General features: G+C 59.2%; 16 protein-coding genes, 1 tRNA gene and 1 pseudogene. 12 read left to right on the forward strand and 6 right to left on the reverse strand.

Annotated features, from left to right (window positions below; all coding sequences use genetic code 11):
• Window positions 1-91: 91 nt before the first annotated feature.
• A complete protein-coding gene (locus VBE63_RS08650; RefSeq protein ID WP_323682612.1) occupies window positions 92-1081 on the forward strand; it encodes a nicotinate-nucleotide--dimethylbenzimidazole phosphoribosyltransferase in 990 nt (329 codons plus the stop codon).
• A gap of 137 nt (window positions 1082-1218) precedes the next feature.
• Complete coding sequence (locus tag VBE63_RS08655; protein WP_323682613.1) at window positions 1219-3606, forward strand: Tex family protein; 2388 nt, start codon at window positions 1219-1221, stop codon at window positions 3604-3606.
• Between the two features lie 49 nt (window positions 3607-3655).
• Here the strand turns inward: VBE63_RS08655 and VBE63_RS08660 are convergent, their stop codons facing one another.
• Together VBE63_RS08660 and VBE63_RS08665 are read right to left on the reverse strand one after the other, a co-directional pair.
• The gene (locus VBE63_RS08660; protein WP_323682614.1) at window positions 3656-3841 is read right to left on the reverse strand and encodes a hypothetical protein; all 186 of its coding nucleotides are present in this window, start codon (window positions 3839-3841) and stop codon (window positions 3656-3658) included.
• Window positions 3842-3954: 113 nt separating this feature from the next.
• A complete protein-coding gene (locus VBE63_RS08665) occupies window positions 3955-4641 on the reverse strand; it encodes a Bax inhibitor-1/YccA family protein (RefSeq protein ID WP_323682615.1) in 687 nt (228 codons plus the stop codon).
• A 414-nt stretch (window positions 4642-5055) separates the two neighbouring features.
• On the opposite strand from VBE63_RS08665, the gene VBE63_RS08670 reads away from it, so the two are divergent.
• The 10 genes and pseudogenes from VBE63_RS08670 to VBE63_RS08715 all read left to right on the forward strand — a co-directional run bounded on the left by VBE63_RS08670 (window position 5056) and on the right by VBE63_RS08715 (window position 14696).
• Window positions 5056-5145: transfer RNA gene (locus VBE63_RS08670), tRNA-Ser, on the forward strand.
• A gap of 782 nt (window positions 5146-5927) precedes the next feature.
• Window positions 5928-7532, forward strand: coding sequence for an SNF2-related protein (locus VBE63_RS08675; RefSeq protein ID WP_323682616.1), 1605 nt, complete (start codon window positions 5928-5930; stop codon window positions 7530-7532).
• 10 nt (window positions 7533-7542) lie between these two features.
• A pseudogene (locus tag VBE63_RS08680) lies at window positions 7543-7755 on the forward strand (four helix bundle protein); the annotation flags it as partial.
• Window positions 7756-7790: 35 nt separating this feature from the next.
• Window positions 7791-8396, forward strand: coding sequence for a DUF4391 domain-containing protein (locus VBE63_RS08685; RefSeq protein ID WP_323682617.1), 606 nt, complete (start codon window positions 7791-7793; stop codon window positions 8394-8396).
• The gene (locus VBE63_RS08690) at window positions 8384-10321 is read left to right on the forward strand and encodes a site-specific DNA-methyltransferase (protein WP_323682618.1); all 1938 of its coding nucleotides are present in this window, start codon (window positions 8384-8386) and stop codon (window positions 10319-10321) included. Before VBE63_RS08685 ends, VBE63_RS08690 begins: the two co-directional genes overlap by 13 nt.
• A 6-nt stretch (window positions 10322-10327) precedes the next feature.
• The gene (locus tag VBE63_RS08695; protein ID WP_323682619.1) at window positions 10328-10552 is read left to right on the forward strand and encodes a hypothetical protein; all 225 of its coding nucleotides are present in this window, start codon (window positions 10328-10330) and stop codon (window positions 10550-10552) included.
• Complete coding sequence (locus VBE63_RS08700; protein ID WP_323682620.1) at window positions 10552-10884, forward strand: hypothetical protein; 333 nt, start codon at window positions 10552-10554, stop codon at window positions 10882-10884. The genes VBE63_RS08695 and VBE63_RS08700 overlap by 1 nt, the downstream gene beginning before the upstream one ends.
• 90 nt (window positions 10885-10974) lie before the next feature.
• A complete protein-coding gene (locus tag VBE63_RS08705; protein ID WP_323682621.1) occupies window positions 10975-11247 on the forward strand; it encodes a YlcI/YnfO family protein in 273 nt (90 codons plus the stop codon).
• Window positions 11247-11555, forward strand: coding sequence for a type II toxin-antitoxin system RelE/ParE family toxin (locus VBE63_RS08710; RefSeq protein WP_323682622.1), 309 nt, complete (start codon window positions 11247-11249; stop codon window positions 11553-11555). Before VBE63_RS08705 ends, VBE63_RS08710 begins: the two co-directional genes overlap by 1 nt.
• Window positions 11556-11570: 15 nt before the next feature.
• Window positions 11571-14696 (forward strand): type III restriction-modification system endonuclease, encoded by a 3126-nt coding sequence (locus VBE63_RS08715; RefSeq protein ID WP_323682623.1) that lies wholly within the window; start codon window positions 11571-11573, stop codon window positions 14694-14696.
• Between the two features lie 137 nt (window positions 14697-14833).
• On the opposite strand, the gene VBE63_RS08720 is transcribed toward VBE63_RS08715, so the two are convergent.
• The 4 genes from VBE63_RS08720 to VBE63_RS08735 form a co-directional block, all read right to left on the reverse strand.
• The gene (locus VBE63_RS08720; RefSeq protein ID WP_323682624.1) at window positions 14834-15274 is read right to left on the reverse strand and encodes a type II toxin-antitoxin system HicB family antitoxin; all 441 of its coding nucleotides are present in this window, start codon (window positions 15272-15274) and stop codon (window positions 14834-14836) included.
• 20 nt (window positions 15275-15294) lie between these two features.
• Window positions 15295-15549 (reverse strand): BrnA antitoxin family protein, encoded by a 255-nt coding sequence (locus VBE63_RS08725; protein ID WP_323682625.1) that lies wholly within the window; start codon window positions 15547-15549, stop codon window positions 15295-15297.
• On the reverse strand, window positions 15536-16033 hold the full coding sequence (locus VBE63_RS08730; protein ID WP_323682626.1) for a BrnT family toxin: 498 nt from the start codon (window positions 16031-16033) through the stop codon (window positions 15536-15538). The genes VBE63_RS08725 and VBE63_RS08730 overlap by 14 nt, the downstream gene beginning before the upstream one ends.
• Before the next feature lie 80 nt (window positions 16034-16113).
• Window positions 16114-16467 (reverse strand): transposase (locus VBE63_RS08735; RefSeq protein WP_323682627.1); only part of this gene is annotated, 354 nt, incomplete at its 5' end.

The raw sequence follows: 16467 nt of genomic DNA on the forward strand, positions 1-16467 counted from the left end.
GCAGCGCTGGTGCTTAAGCGCTGGTGCTTAAGCGATGATGCTTATGGTATGCCAGATTGCCTGGTGCGGTCTGCTCAACGGCTGAGTGCCGATGATGAAGGCTGATGGCTGTCGGCCGCAATGGCTCTCGGTGCCTGCGGCGCCTGATCAGATGCACGATCAGATGCCGGAACCGATGCATCGTCACAGGCATGTGGCCCAAGCAGGCGCTCGGCTCAGTCGGTTGCTCGCCATCACGGCCGATCATGGCGTCGCTCGACCCTTGCCGTTGCTGTCACCGCTGTCACCACCCTGCATGCTGTGCTGCATCGGGTCTTGCCAGTCGTCCAGATTAGACGCGTTGGCGACGCTGGCCCGGCAGGTCGAACGGACGGGACGGACCGAGTGGGCAGAGCAGGCAGAGCAGGCAGGGCAAGCAGGGCAGGCCGAGCCAGGAACAGGGCACCGAGCCGATGTGATGACGGCCGTCAGGCTTGATCTCGGATGCCGTGATCCGGCGGGATTTGATCCCGCGGTTCAGCGCTTTGATCTAGGCGCTGGCACGGCCGATAGCCGGCTGGGGGACGCGATGGATGACCACCAGCTGGATTTGGCCCTGAGTGCCGGGCGGCATGCCGTTGAGCGCGCCAAGCTCGATGGTGTGACTCTGATCTGGGCTCGGGGGCAAGGGCTCGGTGCGAGCACGACCAACCAGGCCTGGTGGCGGCTGCTGCCGAAGACGGCAGGTGCGGTCGGGCGATCCTGTGGAGACGCGCGATCGATGTGCCATGCGCAGCGGACTGCGCCCTTAGCGGAGTCGCAGGCTCCCGAGGATACCGACGCAGCGATCAGCCGTATCCTTAAGCGTCATGCCGCGATGCTGAATGATCCTTATGCAGCACTGCGCTGCCTCGGGGGCTTTGAGCATGCAGCGCTGGTTGGGTCGGCGCTGGCAGCGGCCCAGCTCGGGCTTGAATGGTGGGCCTTAGGCGCAAGCGCGCACATTGCGTTGCTGCTAGCGCAGCGTTTAAATCCCTCTGTGCAGCCTTGGCTGCAGGCGGTGCCTGAGGGCGGATGTCAGGTTGGTCGTCATGCGTCCTGAGGGGCCGGCTTTTTATCCCAGGATTCCTTGGCCGCCATCGATGGACCCTCGACCGCTAACGGCCATCCGAGATCGGAGCTGGCTTTTGTCTACAATACTCGGCCTTGTTGGTATCAATGGAGCAGTGACACAGATTCATGGGCGCGATTATTACCCTTATCTCGCAAGAGCTTGGTTGTCATCCACGGCAGGTGCAGGCCGCTGTCGACCTGCTTGACGATGGCGCCACAGTGCCATTCATCGCGCGTTATCGAAAGGAGGCGACCGGCGGACTCGACGATGTTCAGTTGCGCCATCTGGCGCAGCGCTTAGTGTATCTGCGTGAGCTGGAGGAGCGCCGCGCCGCGGTATTGGCCAGCATCGATGAGCAGGGCAAGCTGAGCGAGGCACTGCGCCTCGAGATCGAGGCTGCCGAGACCAAGCAGCGGCTCGAGGATCTCTATCTGCCATTCAAGCCGAAGCGGCGAACGAAGGCGCAGATTGCGCGTGAGGCTGGGCTTGAGCCGCTGGCGGATGCCTTGCTTGTCGATCGCTCGCAGGCGCCGGAGCAGCAGGCTGCAGCCTATGTCGACGTAGTTAAAGGAGTTGTTGATGTCGGGGCGGCGCTCGAGGGCGCGCGGCAGATCCTGATGGAGCGCTTCGCTGAGGATGCTGAACTGGCTGGCCGGCTGCGCGAGCAGTTATGGGAGGCTGGCATTTTGGTTTCGCGAGTGATCGAGGGCAAGGAGGCCGAGGGCGCCAAGTTCGCTGATTATTTCGACTATCGCGAGCCCATCGCGAAGGTGCCATCACATCGTGCGCTAGCGTTGTTTCGTGGTCGCAACCAGGGCATCCTGGCGTTGGAGCTACTGGCCGGCGAGGGCGAGAATCCGGACGCTGTCTTCCGTGGTCGCATCGCGCAGCGCTTCGGTATCCGGGATGAGGGCCTGCCGGCCGATGCCTGGCTGATCGAGACGGTGCGCAAGACGTGGCGCATCAAGCTGATGACACGCCTGGATCTGGACCTCAAGCATCGGCTGCTGGAGGCTGCCGAGATCGAGGCGATTCGGGTCTTTGCGAAGAACCTCAAAGCGCTGCTGTTGGCGGCCCCGGCCGGTCGGCTGCCCACCATTGGGCTTGATCCAGGGCTGCGCACGGGTGTCAAGGTGGCGGTGGTGGATGCGACTGGTCGGGTTGTCGACACCGACACGCTGTATCCGCATGTACCTAAGAACCAGTGGGATGCCTCGATTGCGGCGCTGGCCAAGCTGGCGTCCACCCATGGCGCCAAGCTGATCAGCATCGGGAATGGGACCGCCTCGCGCGAGACCGATAAGTTGGCGCGCGAGCTGATCCGTCGCCATCCGCAGCTGGGTCTGCAATCGCTGGTGGTCAGTGAGGCTGGGGCCTCTGTGTATTCGGCGTCTGAGTATGCGTCGCGTGAACTGCCGGAGCTGGATGTCTCGCTGCGGGGGGCGGTGTCGATCGCTCGCCGGCTGCAGGACCCGCTGGCCGAGTTAGTGAAGATCGAGCCGAAGGCGATCGGGGTTGGCCAGTATCAGCACGATGTGAATCAGTCTGGACTCGCGCGGACGCTAGATGCAGTGGTTGAGGATTGTGTCAATGCGGTTGGAGTCGATCTCAACACGGCTTCGGTGCCTTTGCTGGCGCAGGTCTCTGGCTTGACACAGACGCTGGCTGAGAATGTTGTGCGATTCCGTGAGGAGCAGGGCGCCTTCCGAAGCCGTGCGCAGTTGAAGAAGGTGCCGCGTTTGGGCGAAAAGACCTTTCAGCAGTGCGCGGGCTTTTTGCGCATCAACGATGGCGATGAGCCGCTGGATGGCTCGGCGGTGCATCCAGAGGCCTATCCGGTTGTCAGGCGCATCCTTGGGCAGTTGGGGCGGGACATTCGGGCGTTGATCGGCGATCGCACAGCATTGCGGCGTTTGCAGCCGGCGCAGTTTGCCGATGAGCGTTTTGGTGAGCCGACGGTGCGCGACATCCTCGCGGAGCTGGAGAAGCCGGGGCGTGATCCACGTCCGGAGTTCAAGGCGGCGAGTTTTATGGAGGGGGTCGAGACGCTATCTGACCTGCGGCCGGGGATGGTCCTGGAGGGCACGGTGACTAATGTCACCAACTTCGGCGCCTTTGTCGATGTGGGCGTGCATCAGGATGGTCTGGTGCATATCTCGCGGCTGGCAGATCGATTCGTCAAGGACCCCTATGAGGTCGTGAGCACCGGGCAGCTGGTCAAAGTGAAGGTGCTGGAGGTCGATCTGACGCGCAAACGGGTGTCGCTGAGCATGCGCTTGGGTGATGCGCCGGAAGCGGAGGGTGGAGCGAGTGCTGGCGGTCGGCAGGCGACTGGCGCCCCAGGTGCTGGTGCTAGTGGCCGGGGGTCGTCTGCGGGTGCGGTGGCTGAGAGCCTTGATGCGACCGGGACCGGGCGTGGCCGCTCTCGCGCAAAGTCGAAGTCCGAGCGCGAGGAATCGACGGCAGTTGCTGGCACGATGGCAGATGCCTTTGCCAAAGCGCGTCGTCGCTGATTGAGCGATGCAGCTGTATCGTCGTCCTACCTGGTGATTGGCGCACTAATTAGCGCACCAACATGATCAGTAGGATGACGAGACCAACAACGCCGGCGAGTGGCAAGATGACGGCTTGCCAGTCGCCTTTCTCTGCCTTAGGGCCGTTCTCCTGCCAGGCCTTGTAGGCCGGCCAGAGGAAGAACAGCATCATGACCAGGACGCCGGCGACGGCGATCTTGAGAAACAGGTCCATGGGGCCTCCCGTTTGCGAGGGTTACTCACAAAAACCCCGGCCAAAGCCGGGGTTTTGTCAGCCACATCGTCGATGAGTGATCAAATCCTCGATTCGACTGTGCGAGCTAGCCTTTAATCATCGCCCATGATACCCAGGATCTGGAGCAGGCTGATGAAGATGTTAAAGATCGAGAGGTAGATCCCGTAGGTCGCCATGATGTAGTTGGTTTCGGCGCCGCTCTTGATCCGGCTGGTATCGAAGAGGATGAAGCCACTCATCAACAGGATGATTGCTGCAGACACGGCCAGCGCGAGGGCCGGCATATTGAGGAAGATGTTGGCGATCATTGCGACCACGGCAACCATCATGCCGGCGAACAGGAAGCCGCCGAGGAAGCTGAAGTCACGCTTGCTGGTGAGCGCGTAGCCGGACAGCCCAAGGAAGATCACCGCCGTGCCGCCGAAGGCCGTGGCGACGATGCTCGGGCCATTGGGTAGGGCCAGGTACATGCTCAGAATCGAGCCGAGACCGAAGCCCAGCATGCCAGTGATCACGAAGATGACGCCGACGCCTTTTGCCGACTGCGCGGTGCGGGGCAGCACGAACACGCCGAGCAGCATGGCGCCGATCACCGAGACCATATAGACCCAGGATGGCATCGCGAGTGCCATCGAGAGCATGGCGGTAAAGGCGCTGAAACCGAGGGTTGCGGCGAGCAGCAAGTAGGTGTTCTTGAGGACCTTGTTGGTCTCAAGCACCGCGCCGGCACGCGCCGTCGTCGCGTACTGATTCGATGGGAAGGGGTTGTGATTGGCCATAGCAGCACTCTCTCCGTCTGGAACGAACAGGTTATCGGTCTAACATTCAGGTATCCGGTCGCGGGGTTTCGACCTGTCAGCTGGGTCGAAGGTTTCAACCGCGTTGCCTTAACGCACAAGGATACCCAGAACTGGCTTCCTGTTGCACCCTGTGGCGCATGGATATCCAACGCCTAATGCGGTCTTTTCCGGCGGAAACAAGACGGCCATCGAGTCGATTGGACTGAATGCCAGCGCTTCCGACCCGAGTTCCGTCAGGCCAAAAGGTCTCTTGGCTCCGCATCGAAGCAGCGGATGGGGCGATCGAGAAGACGATTGAGGCCAGACGGCGCTGATATGCCCCTCGCAAGCGGGACGGGTTTAGGTTATGCTAGCCAGCCGGCGACGCTATGAGAGTATCGGCGATTTCCTACTGGAGAGGTGGCAGAGCGGTTGAATGCACCGGTCTTGAAAACCGGCGACGGTTAATCCCGTCCGTGGGTTCGAATCCCACCCTCTCCGCCAATCAATTTTCGATAAAACCATTAAAAACAAACCATTAAGGGTTTTATCTTTCCTCAGATTTGGTGTTTTGACCCCAAAAATCCCCACAAGGCCGTTCGTGGTCAAACTGACTATTGACCCGATCCCTTGCCTGGGATGGCTACCCCTCAACTTATCCTATCCTGCGCTAAGCAGCATCGCTGATGATCCACGAAGATCGTTGGCTCGCCTTCGTGTCGCACCTCAGTCTTGCCCTTGCAGATGACGGGTCGAGACCCTGCAGCGACGTTCTGATGGCACCCCCAAAAACCGCTTACCAGTTGCCTCAGATCAAGTCTTCCAGTTCCCCCTCAGGCGTAGCATCGGCCGCACTGACGATTCAGGACGCGCAAGGCTAGGGTGTAGTCGCGTCAACGTATGGAGGCTGGGGATGGTGAAAGTGGTTGGCGTCACTTCGTGGCACTTTAAGTGCGCGCAATTCGAGCAGCGCTGCTTTGCTCAGGATGGCGCGCCTGCTGACGTTGGCATCCGACCTCCCGCCCCGCAGCCTCTAGGCTCCACCTCTACTAAATACACGCCTCGATCCTTTCGGGGCGAAGGCTCCTAAAGCCGAGACCCTCCTAGGCCGAGCCACGCACGTTCGCGATGGCGACACCATCGAAGTCCAATCTGTCCCGGTCCGTCTTCAAGGCATAGCCGCGCAGCCAGAATGGCTATGCAGTGCATGGTTACTAGCCGATATGCAGGCCAGTCTTAAATCGTTATGTATTTGAGTCTCTTGCTGTTCTCTTAAAGCGCCCAGCATGAAGCTCCTCGACAACACCAACGCCCTGCTCGGTGACGATCTCCAAGACACCCTCCAGCCCGGCGCACGGTTGAAGATCGCCGCCTCCTGCTTCTCGCTCTACGCCTTCGAGGCCCTGAAGACCGAGCTGTCCAAGATCGACAGCCTGCAGTTCATCTTCACTGCGCCCACCTTCGTCGCCGCTGAGGTCACCGACGACCGCCTGCGCAAAGAACGCCGCGAGTTCTTCATCCCCAAGCTGAGCCGCGAAACCAGCCTTTACGGCACCGCGTTCGAGATCCAGCTGCGCAACCAGCTCACCCAGCGCGCCATCGCCCGCGAGTGTGCGGAGTGGATTCGCCGCAAGGCCCGCTTCAAGTCCAACCGCACGCAAGCGCCGATGCAGGCGTTTGCCCATGTCAGCACGGACGCCGGCAATGCCGCCTACATGCCACTGACCGGCTTCACCCTGACCGATCTGGGTTATCAGAAAGGCGATGCCATCTCCAACTTCGTCAACCGCTTCGACGAAGCCGCCCACACCAACAGCTACCTGCAGCTGTTCGATCAGATCTGGCGCGACCCCGAGCAACTCGCCGACGTCACCGAGGCGATCTGCAGCCACATCGAATCGGTCTATCAGGAGAATGCGCCCGAGCGCATCTACCTCCTGATGCTCTACAACATCTTCCGCGAGTTCCTCGACGACATCGACGAGGACGTGCTGCCGAACGATCGCACCGGCTATCAAGACAGCCTAGTCTGGCAGAAGCTGTTCAACTTCCAGCGCGATGCCGCCACCGGCATCATCAACAAGCTCGAGACCTACAACGGCTGCATTCTCGCTGACAGTGTTGGCCTGGGTAAGACCTTCACCGCACTCGCCGTCATCAAATACTACGAGCTGCGCAACAAATCCGTCTTGGTCCTCTGCCCGAAGAAGCTCGCCGACAACTGGCGCAACTTCAACGCCAACCTCAAGACCAATCTCTTCGCCCAGGATCGCCTCAACTACGACGTTCTCTGCCATACCGATCTCTCGCGCACCCGCGGTGAGTCCTTCGGCATCCCGCTGAACCGGGTCAACTGGGGCAACTACGATCTCGTCGTCATCGACGAATCCCACAACTTCCGCAACAACGAGGTCTACAAGGATCGCGAGACCCGCTACCAGAAGTTGATGAACAAGGTCATTCGCGAAGGCGTCAAGACCAAGGTGCTGATGCTCTCTGCCACCCCGGTCAACAACCGCTTCACCGACCTGCGCAATCAGCTCGCGCTCGCCTACGAAGGCCAATCCGAGGCCTTGTCTGACAAGCTGCGCAGCAAAAACAGCGTTGAAGAGATCTTTCGCCAAGCACAGAAGGCCTTCAACAGCTGGTCGCAACTCCCACCGGAGCAACGCACCGCCGCCGGCATCCTCAAGACCCTGGATTTCGACTTCTTCGAGCTGCTCGACGCGGTCACCATCGCCCGCTCGCGCCGACACATCGAGACCTTCTACGACACCCGCGACATCGGCCCCTTTGCCGGTGGCCGCACTACGGCGCTGACCACGACGATTCAGGGGCTGGATGACTTTGAGTTGATCGCCTTCTTGGTAATTATGAAGGATGAAGGATGAGGGTGGAAGGATGAGGGATGTGGCTGGTCCTTTGAATTTGAAGGTTCGGACTAAGGCGTTTGCTTTGCGGATTATTCGCGTGTTTGGTGCTTTGCCGAACAAGATTGAGGCGCAGGTGATTGGCAAGCAGGTCTTGCGGTCTGGTACGTCGGTGGGTGCGCATTATCGGGAGGCGTGTCGTGCGCGTTCTGATGCGGAATTCATTAGCAAGCTTGAAGGTGGACTGCAGGAGCTAGAAATCTCACCGCGACGGATGCCGTGGCGGAGATCCAGGTCTTCCGCGTCACCCAGAAGACGGCGGTGCTGGACCCGGATCTGCTGCGCGCGATCGATAAGGCCATCCCCTTTCCGCTGCTCTTCGAGCTGGCCTATGCTGGACGGATCAAGCTGACCGCCGCCTGGAAGCGGCCCAGCAAGGCTGATCGCACGCGCTGGGTGGTGGGCGACTACTTTGAAGCGGAGTGGTTGCCCGAGGAGGCCTACCGCTCGCCTTTGCCCGTGGTCAGGAACCTGGGCGTACTGTATGAGCGGCTGCTGAGTTCGCTGGTGGAGGCACAGACGGCGCGGCTGTTGCCAGGCGCTGATGCTGGCGTGGCTGAGGCTCCGCTGGGTTATGCCAGCCCGGAGGTGCAGACTGAGCCGTTGTCGCTTGAGGCGCGCATCGCGCAAGCCGAGGCCATAGAGACCAAGGCGCGTGAATTCGAGCGGATCAAGGCCCGGTTGGCACGCGAGAAACAATTCAACAGGCGCGTGGCAATCAATGCCGAGCTGCGCGCAGCAAAAAAAAGCATTAGTGCAGTTGACTGCGGGCGAGCCCGTTGCCGCTGTGACGAAAGATTGAGAGCAGACTCATGGACAAACTGAAGATGCACAGCCCCGACCTAAGCCAAGACAACATCGCGAAGCTCCGCGAGTTGTTCCCCGGTTGTGTGACTGAGGCGCGCGACGAGGCGACGGGGCAACTGCGTTTGGCGGTGGATTTCGACCAGCTCAAGCAGGAGTTGAGTGACCATAGCGTGGGGGGGCCGCAGGAGCGGTATCGGTTGGATTGGCCGGGGAAGCGGGAAGCGTTGGCTGCAGCCAATGCTCCAATTGCGAAAACTTTACGGCTCGATGAGGGAGAAAGTGTCAGTTTTCATTCAACTGAGAACCTATTTATCGAAGGCGATAATCTTGAGGCTCTAAAAATACTGCAGGAGCCATTTCTTGGTGAGGTGCAGTTAATATTTATCGACCCACCCTACAATACTGGTAATGATTTCGTCTATGACGATGATTTTTCGGAATCAGCAGAAGAGTTTTTTATCAAGTCGCTACAGGCTGATGACATCGGCAACCGCATGGTCGCGAATCTAGAGTCTAATGGCCGTTTTCATTCGGATTGGCTATCGATGATCTATTCGCGCCTCAGGGTTGCGAGAAACTTGCTATCAAAAACCGGATTCATCTGTATTTCAATCGACGATGGCGAGTCAGCAAATCTCAAGAAAGTCATGGATGAAATTTTCGGCGAAGAGAATTTCGTCGCCACTCTTGCATGGCAAAAAAGATACGTCGCAAATGTTACAGCGCGACACATATCAGACATGCACGACTTTATACATGTGTATTCTAAGAGTGCTGCAGATGCGAAAGTTCAGAAGTGGCCACTGACGGAAGAACAACTCCAAGCGTATAAAAATCCGGATAATGACCCTAGAGGGAGATGGCGAGCACAAGATTTGTCAGCGAGCAAGCCTTACCAAGCGGGTCTTTTTACGATTTATCGAAATGGGCAGGAGTTTAGGCCTCCACCTAATCGTTACTGGCGCTGCAATGAGGCGCAATTTAACGCATGGGTAAGGGAAGGGCGGATATGGTGGGGTATCGATGGTTCTGCTCGCCCAATGCTTAAATCGTATTTGGAGGAAAAAGAGGCAACGACAACACCGCATACATGGTGGGATTATGAGAAGGCGGGGCACAACAAGGAGGCAACTCTTGAGATGAAGGAACTCTTCGATGGTGCTTCCCCTTTCGATACACCTAAACCCGTTCGCCTCATGAGACGCCTTCTGGAGACGTTCGGTAACGGTGGCCTTGTGATGGACTTTTTTGCCGGTTCATCAAGTTTTGCTCATGCTGTACTGGAGAGCAATGCAGAGAAAAATTTAGGATTTAAATTCATTCAAGTTCAGTGGCCTGAAAAGCTGAAGAGACAAAACGATCTCGCTGGAACAACATTCACGAATATTGCCCAGATCTCTCGGGAGCGCATCCGCCGCGCCGGCAAGAAGATCCTCGAAGGCGAATGCCACCCCAACTGGAACCGCGATGTCGGCTTCCGAGTCCTCAAGGTCGACACCTCCAACATGAAGGACGTCTACTACCGCCCCGACGAAGTCAATCAGGCTGACTTGCTCGACATGGTCGACAACGTCAAGGAGGACCGCACCGACGAGGATCTGCTGTTCCAGGTGCTCGTCGACTGGGGCGTCGACCTCACCCTGCCCATCCGCCGCGAGACCATCACGTTAAAGGATGAAGGCGGAAGGATGAGGGATGAAGGGAGAGCGGATTCATCCTTCAGCCCTCAGCCTTCATCCTTTACCGTCTTCTTCGTCGATGACAACGCCTTGGTCGCCTGCTTCGAGCGTGGCGTGACCGAGGAGTTGGTCAAAGAGTTGGCCGGCCATGAGCCGCTGCGGGTGGTCTTCCGCGACAACGGCTTCGTCTCGGATGCGGTCAAGATCAATGTTGAGCAGATCTTCCGCCAGCTTTCGCCGGTTACCGAGGTCAAGTCGCTTTGAGTCGGCGTGTCTGAACCGCTCACCAAGCAGCTGATCTCCACATCACGTGTCATCGCAAAGGGCCGGCGTATCCGCGACGTGGATCGGCTTGTTGCGACCTACGGCGGGGTGGCGTCGAAGTGGGTCAAGAAGAGCAGCCCTCATGTCGAGTATCAGGGCGATACCTATGAGTATCACTGGTACGAGCATCAAGGCTTGGGACGATTTGAAATCAAGATGAAGAGGATCTGATGGCGATGATTGTTCGTCTGAAAACAACACACCCCGAGTATCCAGATCTGTCTGCTAACCAACCTTACTTTGTCATTGGGATCGAGGCCGACGACTTTCGGATACTTAACGATTTGGGTAAGCCCTATTTGTATCCCGGCGCGTTGTTCGATGTGATCGACTGCGAGCGGCCAACCGACTGGCTGACCGATATCGGTGATGACGGCGAGCAGTATGCCTATCCCCCTGCCTTGAACGCACCTGGGTTTTTTGAGGACTTTTTCGATCAAAAGCCTGAGCAGACTGCGATCTTCTGGCATGAACTGAACAAGGTGCTATCCCATGCCGCTTGACCGGCTTCAGTCTTGTGTCGCCATCGCGCTTGCGCTGTTGCCAAAGAGCGGGCATAGTGCATCGCAAATGCAACGCACTGGGGTGCTGAAATGAAAACAGCCACGATTCCTTCCCTGCGGGTTGATCCGGAACTGCGGCATTCCGCGGAAAGCGTCTTGCAGGAAGGCGAAACTCTATCCGGCTTCGTCGAGCAGGCCATTCGTCAGAGCGTGGCCTATCGTCAGGCCGAACAAGCGTTTATCGAACGCGGCTTGAGGGCTCGTGATCAGGCGAGACAGACCGGACGCTATGTCGAGGCGTCTGCGGTGGTCGATCAGCTCCAAGCGATGCTTGATGCGCACAAGTCTGGCGCATCGCTTTGATGACCTATCGGATTCGCTTCACCCCGGAAGCCGAGGACGATCTACTCAGACTGTTCAGGTTCATTCTTGAGCGGGATGCCACGGATTGGGCGCTAGCCGAGCGGGCGCTGGCGGCGATTCGCGCGGCCATGGTCACATTGGAGCAGTTTCCGTTTACTTGTCGCAAGGCGTCGATCGACTCGCCGTTTCTCCGTGAACTATTGATCCCATTTGGCGATTCTGGCTATGTGGCACTCTTTGAGATCGAGGACGCCGAGACGGTTACCATACTGGCCGTGCGCCACCAGCGCGAGAGCGACTACCATTGATCAGGCAGCCGCAGCATGAAGCTCAAATTCAAAGTCCAGCCCTACCAGACCCATGCCGTCGAGTCGGTCGTCGACTGCTTCGCCGGCCAGCCGATGACCTCCGGTCTGACCTACCGCATCGATCCCGGCCGCACGGCGCAGGTCAGCGCCTTCGATGAGGGCTTCAAGAACGCTGATCTCGCGCTGAGCGAGGCACAGATCCTGGAGAATATCCAGAAGGTGCAGCGTCGGCAGAACCTGCCGGTGTCGTCGTCGCTGTCCGACTTTACGACCTTCAACAACAAAGGCGCTCGCGTACCCGCGCCGGCGACCTATCGCAAGCAAGCCTTCGCCGCCACGCCGATCCATCTGGATGTCGAGATGGAGACCGGCACCGGCAAGACCTACTGCTACCTCAAGACGATCTTCGAGATGAACCAGCGCTACGGCTGGTCGAAGTTCATCATCATGGTGCCCTCGATCGCCATCCGCGAGGGCGTCTACAAGTCGCTGCAGATTACCGCCGAGCACTTCACCGAGCGCTACGGCAAGAAGGCGCGCTTCTTCGTCTACCACTCCAAGCGCCTGCACGAGCTGGAGAGTTTCTCCTCGGACGCCGGCATCAACGTCATGGTCATCAACATCCAGGCGTTCAACGCGCGCGGGGCCGACAACCGCCGCATCTATCTGGAGCTGGACGATTTCCAATCCCGCAAGCCGATCGATGTCATCGCCTCGAATCGGCCGATCCTGATCATCGACGAGCCGCAGAAGATGGAAGGCAAGGCGACCCTGGAGGCGCTGCCGCAGTTCAGGCCGCTGTTCATCCTGCGCTACTCGGCCACCCATCGCACCCAGCATCATCGCGTGCATCGGCTCGACGCGCTGGATGCCTTCAACCAAAAGCTGGTGAAGAAGATCGCCGTGCGCGGTATCCAGACCCGCGGGCTGGCCGGGACCAATGCCTATCTCTACCTGGAAGGCATCGACATCTCCAAGCAGGCACCGGTGGCGCGCATCGAGCTGGAGGTCAAGCTGAAGTCCGGTGAGATCAAGCGGCAGCTGCGGCGGCTGCGCTTCCGCGACGATCTGTTCGTGGCATCCAATGAGCTGGACCAGTACCAAGGCTTCACCATCAGCCAGATCGACGCCAACGCCGATACCGTCGAATTCACCAACGGCGAGATGCTGAAGGCCGGCGAGGCCAACGGCGATGTCTCCGAGCGCGATATCCGCCGCATCCAGATCCGCGAGACCATCAAGGCGCATCTGGACAAGGAGAAGCAGCTCTTTGCCCAGGGCATCAAGGTGCTGTCGCTGTTCTTCATCGACGAGGTGGTGAAGTACCGCGACTATGGCCAGCCCGACGAGCAGGGCGAATACGCGCGCGTCTTCGAGGAGGAATACGCGCTACTCAAAGACGAATACCTCTCTGAACTGGCGATCGACAACAAGGCCTACCGCCAGTACCTCGGCGCGATCGATCCCGCCAAGACGCATCAGGGCTACTTCGCGGTCGACAAGAAGACCAAGCGCCTCAAGGACCCGGCTGTCGGTGCCCGCTCCGTCGATTCCGACGATGTCGACGCCTACGATCTGATCCTCAAGGACAAGGAGAGCCTGCTGGCGTTTCCCAGCCCGCACGACAGCCCGGAGGACCGCGCCAAGAAGCAAGTGCGCTTCATCTTCTCGCACTCCGCCCTGCGCGAAGGCTGGGATAACCCGAACGTCTTTGTCATGTGCATGCTCAAGCACAGCGACAACAGCCTCTCGCGCCGCCAAGAGGTGGGTCGCGGGCTGCGCCTGAGTGTCGACCAGCAGGGCGAGCGCATGGACCACCCGAACCTGGTGCATGACATCAACGTGCTAACCGTCGTCGCCAGCGAGAGCTACAAAGACTTTGTCGCTGGATTGCAGCAGGAGATCGTCGAGACCCTGTCCTCGCGACCACGGCAAGCGACGCCAGCGTACTTTACAGGCAAGGTGCTGAAGACCGAGTCAGGCACTGTCGGCGTAACGGAGACGATGGCCAATCAACTTCATCACTATCTGGTCAAGAGCGGCTACGTCGATTTTTCCAATCACATCGCCGACGCCTATCACGACGCCAAGGCGACAGGCACCTTGGCTGAGCTACCAGCCGATCTGCAGCCCCATGCTGACCAGCTCTTCGAGCTGATCGACAGCCTGTTCAGCGACAAGCAGCTCCCCAGGTTCGAGGATGGCCGCACACCGAAGACCAATCCACTCAACGCCAACTTCGAGAAGCAAGCCTTCCAGGAGCTGTGGCGGCGCATCAACCGCAAGGCGGTCTATCGCGTCGACTTCGATTCCGTTGAACTGATCGACAAATGCATCGGCGCACTGGATCTGCGGCTGCGCGTCACGCCGCTGCAATACATCGTACAGAAGGGTCAGCAGAAGGATGGACTGACCGCTGAGCAGTTACGCCAAAGCGATGGCTTCAAGATCTCGGAAACGGCCACCGAACAGGGCGACTCCATCCACTCGCGGGTGAGCTATGACCTCTTGGGCAAGCTCGCCGAGAACACCCAGCTCATGCGCCAGACGGTCGCGAGCATCCTCTGCGGTATCCAACCCGCTGTGTTCCAGCAGTTCCGCCAGAATCCCGAACACTTCATCGCCGAGGCCTCACGCCTGATCAAGCAGGAGAAGGCCGCCATGGTGATCGAGCGCCTGGCCTATGACGAGATCGACGAGCGCTATGACGTCGACATCTTCACCGCCGCTCAAACCGGGCAGGACTTCTCGCGCGCCTCAGAAAAGCTCAAGCACCATATCTATGACTACGCCATCACCGATTACGGCGTTGAAAAGCAGTTTGTCAAAGACCTGGATACCAGTGCGGAGGTCGTCGTGTACGCAAAGCTGCCACGAGGTTTTCTCATCCCGACACCCGTCGGTGATTACAACCCAGACTGGGCGATCTCATTCAAGGCTGGCAGCGTCCGTCACATCTACTTCGTCGCCGAGACCAAGGGCACCATGTCGACGATGAAGCTGCGCGAGATCGAGCAGACTAAGATCGCCTGCGCGCGCAAGTTCTTTGACGAGATCGGCCAGCGCATCAGCGAGGACAGGGTGAAGTACGACGTGGTCACGGATTATGCCAAGCTGATGGATGTGGTTGGCCTCATTTAAATTTTCGACTCGCCGCCTTTTGGCTTGTTTTACCTGTAGATGGTCATAAGCCAACGTTTCAAGCAATCGGCATTTAATAATATCAATGGGTTACAAGTCCGACAGACTCCTAGGCCGGGCGTTGATCGCAAACGCGCCTAGGAAGCGTTCTGTATCTGCTCGCGCGGGCTGACATTCACCTCGACGCGCAGATCCAAGGCGCGCGCAGCGGCCTCGATCTGATCGAAGCCTGAGGTGTGAGTGAGATCGAACAATCGATCGACCTGCGGGACGTCCCAGCCGAGCCGCCGCGCCAGCTCGGCCTTGCGCATACCGCGCTCGGTCATGGCCTGATACAGCCCCAGCTTGGCCGACTCCAAGCCGGAGGGGCGAACCGTCGGGTGGCCGGTTGCAGGCGAAGGCGCTGGCAGCGGCTGGCGGTTATCGATGTAGAACGATAGCGCGGTCTCCAGCGCATCGACGGCTTGCTGTAGCGCATCCTCTGTGTCGGCCCCAAAGGTGATGGCCTCGGGGATATCGGGAAAAGTCACCAGCACGCTATCGCCGTCAGGGGTCAGCACGACCGGGTAATCAAACATTCGCGTCGATCTCGATAAGCCTAGGAGCGCACGCGGTGATGATGTTGCAGCCAGTCGCGTAGCGCGGCGTTGGCGCGGGTCTGCCAGCCTTTGCCAGTCGCGCGCAGGCCCTCAAGCACGTCCGGGTCAAGCCGGATGGTGATCGGGATCTTGGTTGGAGCCTTCTGCGGGCCGCGCGTTCGGCCCGGGCCGCTCTTGCGCAGACGGAGGCTCTGCAGATCGTATTCAGGACGCAGATCGTCCTCGATATCGGCAACGGCTTCAGTCGTCTTCATAGGCTTTGCGTTCATGGCTGGTGGCCTGGCGAGCACTGATGATCCGGGTCTGTTCTTCGCGTTCGGTGTAGGCGACGATCAAGAGACGCCCGCGAGCAGAGCGTCCGATGCGCAGATAGCGGTGCTCGTCTTCGGAGTGATCCGGGTCGAAAAAGTCGAGATAGAGCGGATCATCGAAAACGGTCGTTGCCTCCTCAAACGAGACGCCATGTTTAGCGAGATTGCTCCTGGCTTTGTCGTTCAGGAGGTTGGCGAGCACATCCTTGTCAGCGGTCCAGATGGCGCGCAACGACGCGACATCCCACTGGCGGTCGGTCTGGGCGCCGCCTGGCAGGAACCAGACCTCGCCCGAGTGGATGTATGCCTCGACGCCAAGGCAAGGCTGGCCGTCGGTATCGACGACCAGCTCGCCCGTGCTGAGCTTGCGGTAGACGGCTTCAGGATCGCCGTCGAAGTGTTCCTGCCCCGCTACCAAACAACGCAAAGGGCCTACATCATCTCGATGTAGGCCCTTTTTTCGTTGCGCTGATCCTTGTGCTTAGAAGCTGTTTGGAAACTACCGTCTTATGCCAAGCGGTTAGCCATCAGTCTGATCATCGCCAGATGAATCCAGGTTTTGCTGGTCGGCATCAAGCGCTCATCGTCCTTGCTAAGGCGGCGTGAGAGGTTGAGCCAGCCAAAGGTCCGCTCGACCACCCAGCGCCCTGGCAGCAAGACGAACCTGCGGCTTTCCTTGGGGCGCAAGACCACCGCCAAAACGAAGCGAAAGCGTTCGGCCAACCAGTCGACCAAGCGTCCGCTGTATCCGCCGTCGACCCAGATCTTGCGCAGCTTCTTGCAAGGACCAGGTAGATGACGGAGCAGTTGGCGCGCGCCATCGCGGTCTTGCACAGTACACCGCCGACCGGGAGATCGCAG

Source organism: Lamprobacter sp., from assembly GCF_034860625.1.
Taxonomy (GTDB): domain Bacteria; phylum Pseudomonadota; class Gammaproteobacteria; order Chromatiales; family Chromatiaceae; genus Lamprobacter.

Coding starts and splice junctions, on each gene's coding strand:
- VBE63_RS08700 (WP_323682620.1), top strand. CDS start 10,552: ATGGCGATGATTGTTCGTCTGAAAACAACACACCCCGAGTATCCAGAT.
- VBE63_RS08655 (WP_323682613.1), top strand. CDS start 1,219: ATGGGCGCGATTATTACCCTTATCTCGCAAGAGCTTGGTTGTCATCCA.
- VBE63_RS08660 (WP_323682614.1), bottom strand. CDS start 3,841: ATGGACCTGTTTCTCAAGATCGCCGTCGCCGGCGTCCTGGTCATGATG.
- VBE63_RS08690 (WP_323682618.1), top strand. CDS start 8,384: ATGGACAAACTGAAGATGCACAGCCCCGACCTAAGCCAAGACAACATC.
- VBE63_RS08705 (WP_323682621.1), top strand. CDS start 10,975: ATGAAAACAGCCACGATTCCTTCCCTGCGGGTTGATCCGGAACTGCGG.
- VBE63_RS08725 (WP_323682625.1), bottom strand. CDS start 15,549: ATGAAGACGACTGAAGCCGTTGCCGATATCGAGGACGATCTGCGTCCT.
- VBE63_RS08715 (WP_323682623.1), top strand. CDS start 11,571: ATGAAGCTCAAATTCAAAGTCCAGCCCTACCAGACCCATGCCGTCGAG.
- VBE63_RS08710 (WP_323682622.1), top strand. CDS start 11,247: ATGACCTATCGGATTCGCTTCACCCCGGAAGCCGAGGACGATCTACTC.
- VBE63_RS08650 (WP_323682612.1), top strand. CDS start 92: ATGATGAAGGCTGATGGCTGTCGGCCGCAATGGCTCTCGGTGCCTGCG.
- VBE63_RS08675 (WP_323682616.1), top strand. CDS start 5,928: ATGAAGCTCCTCGACAACACCAACGCCCTGCTCGGTGACGATCTCCAA.
- VBE63_RS08665 (WP_323682615.1), bottom strand. CDS start 4,641: ATGGCCAATCACAACCCCTTCCCATCGAATCAGTACGCGACGACGGCG.
- VBE63_RS08720 (WP_323682624.1), bottom strand. CDS start 15,274: ATGTTTGATTACCCGGTCGTGCTGACCCCTGACGGCGATAGCGTGCTG.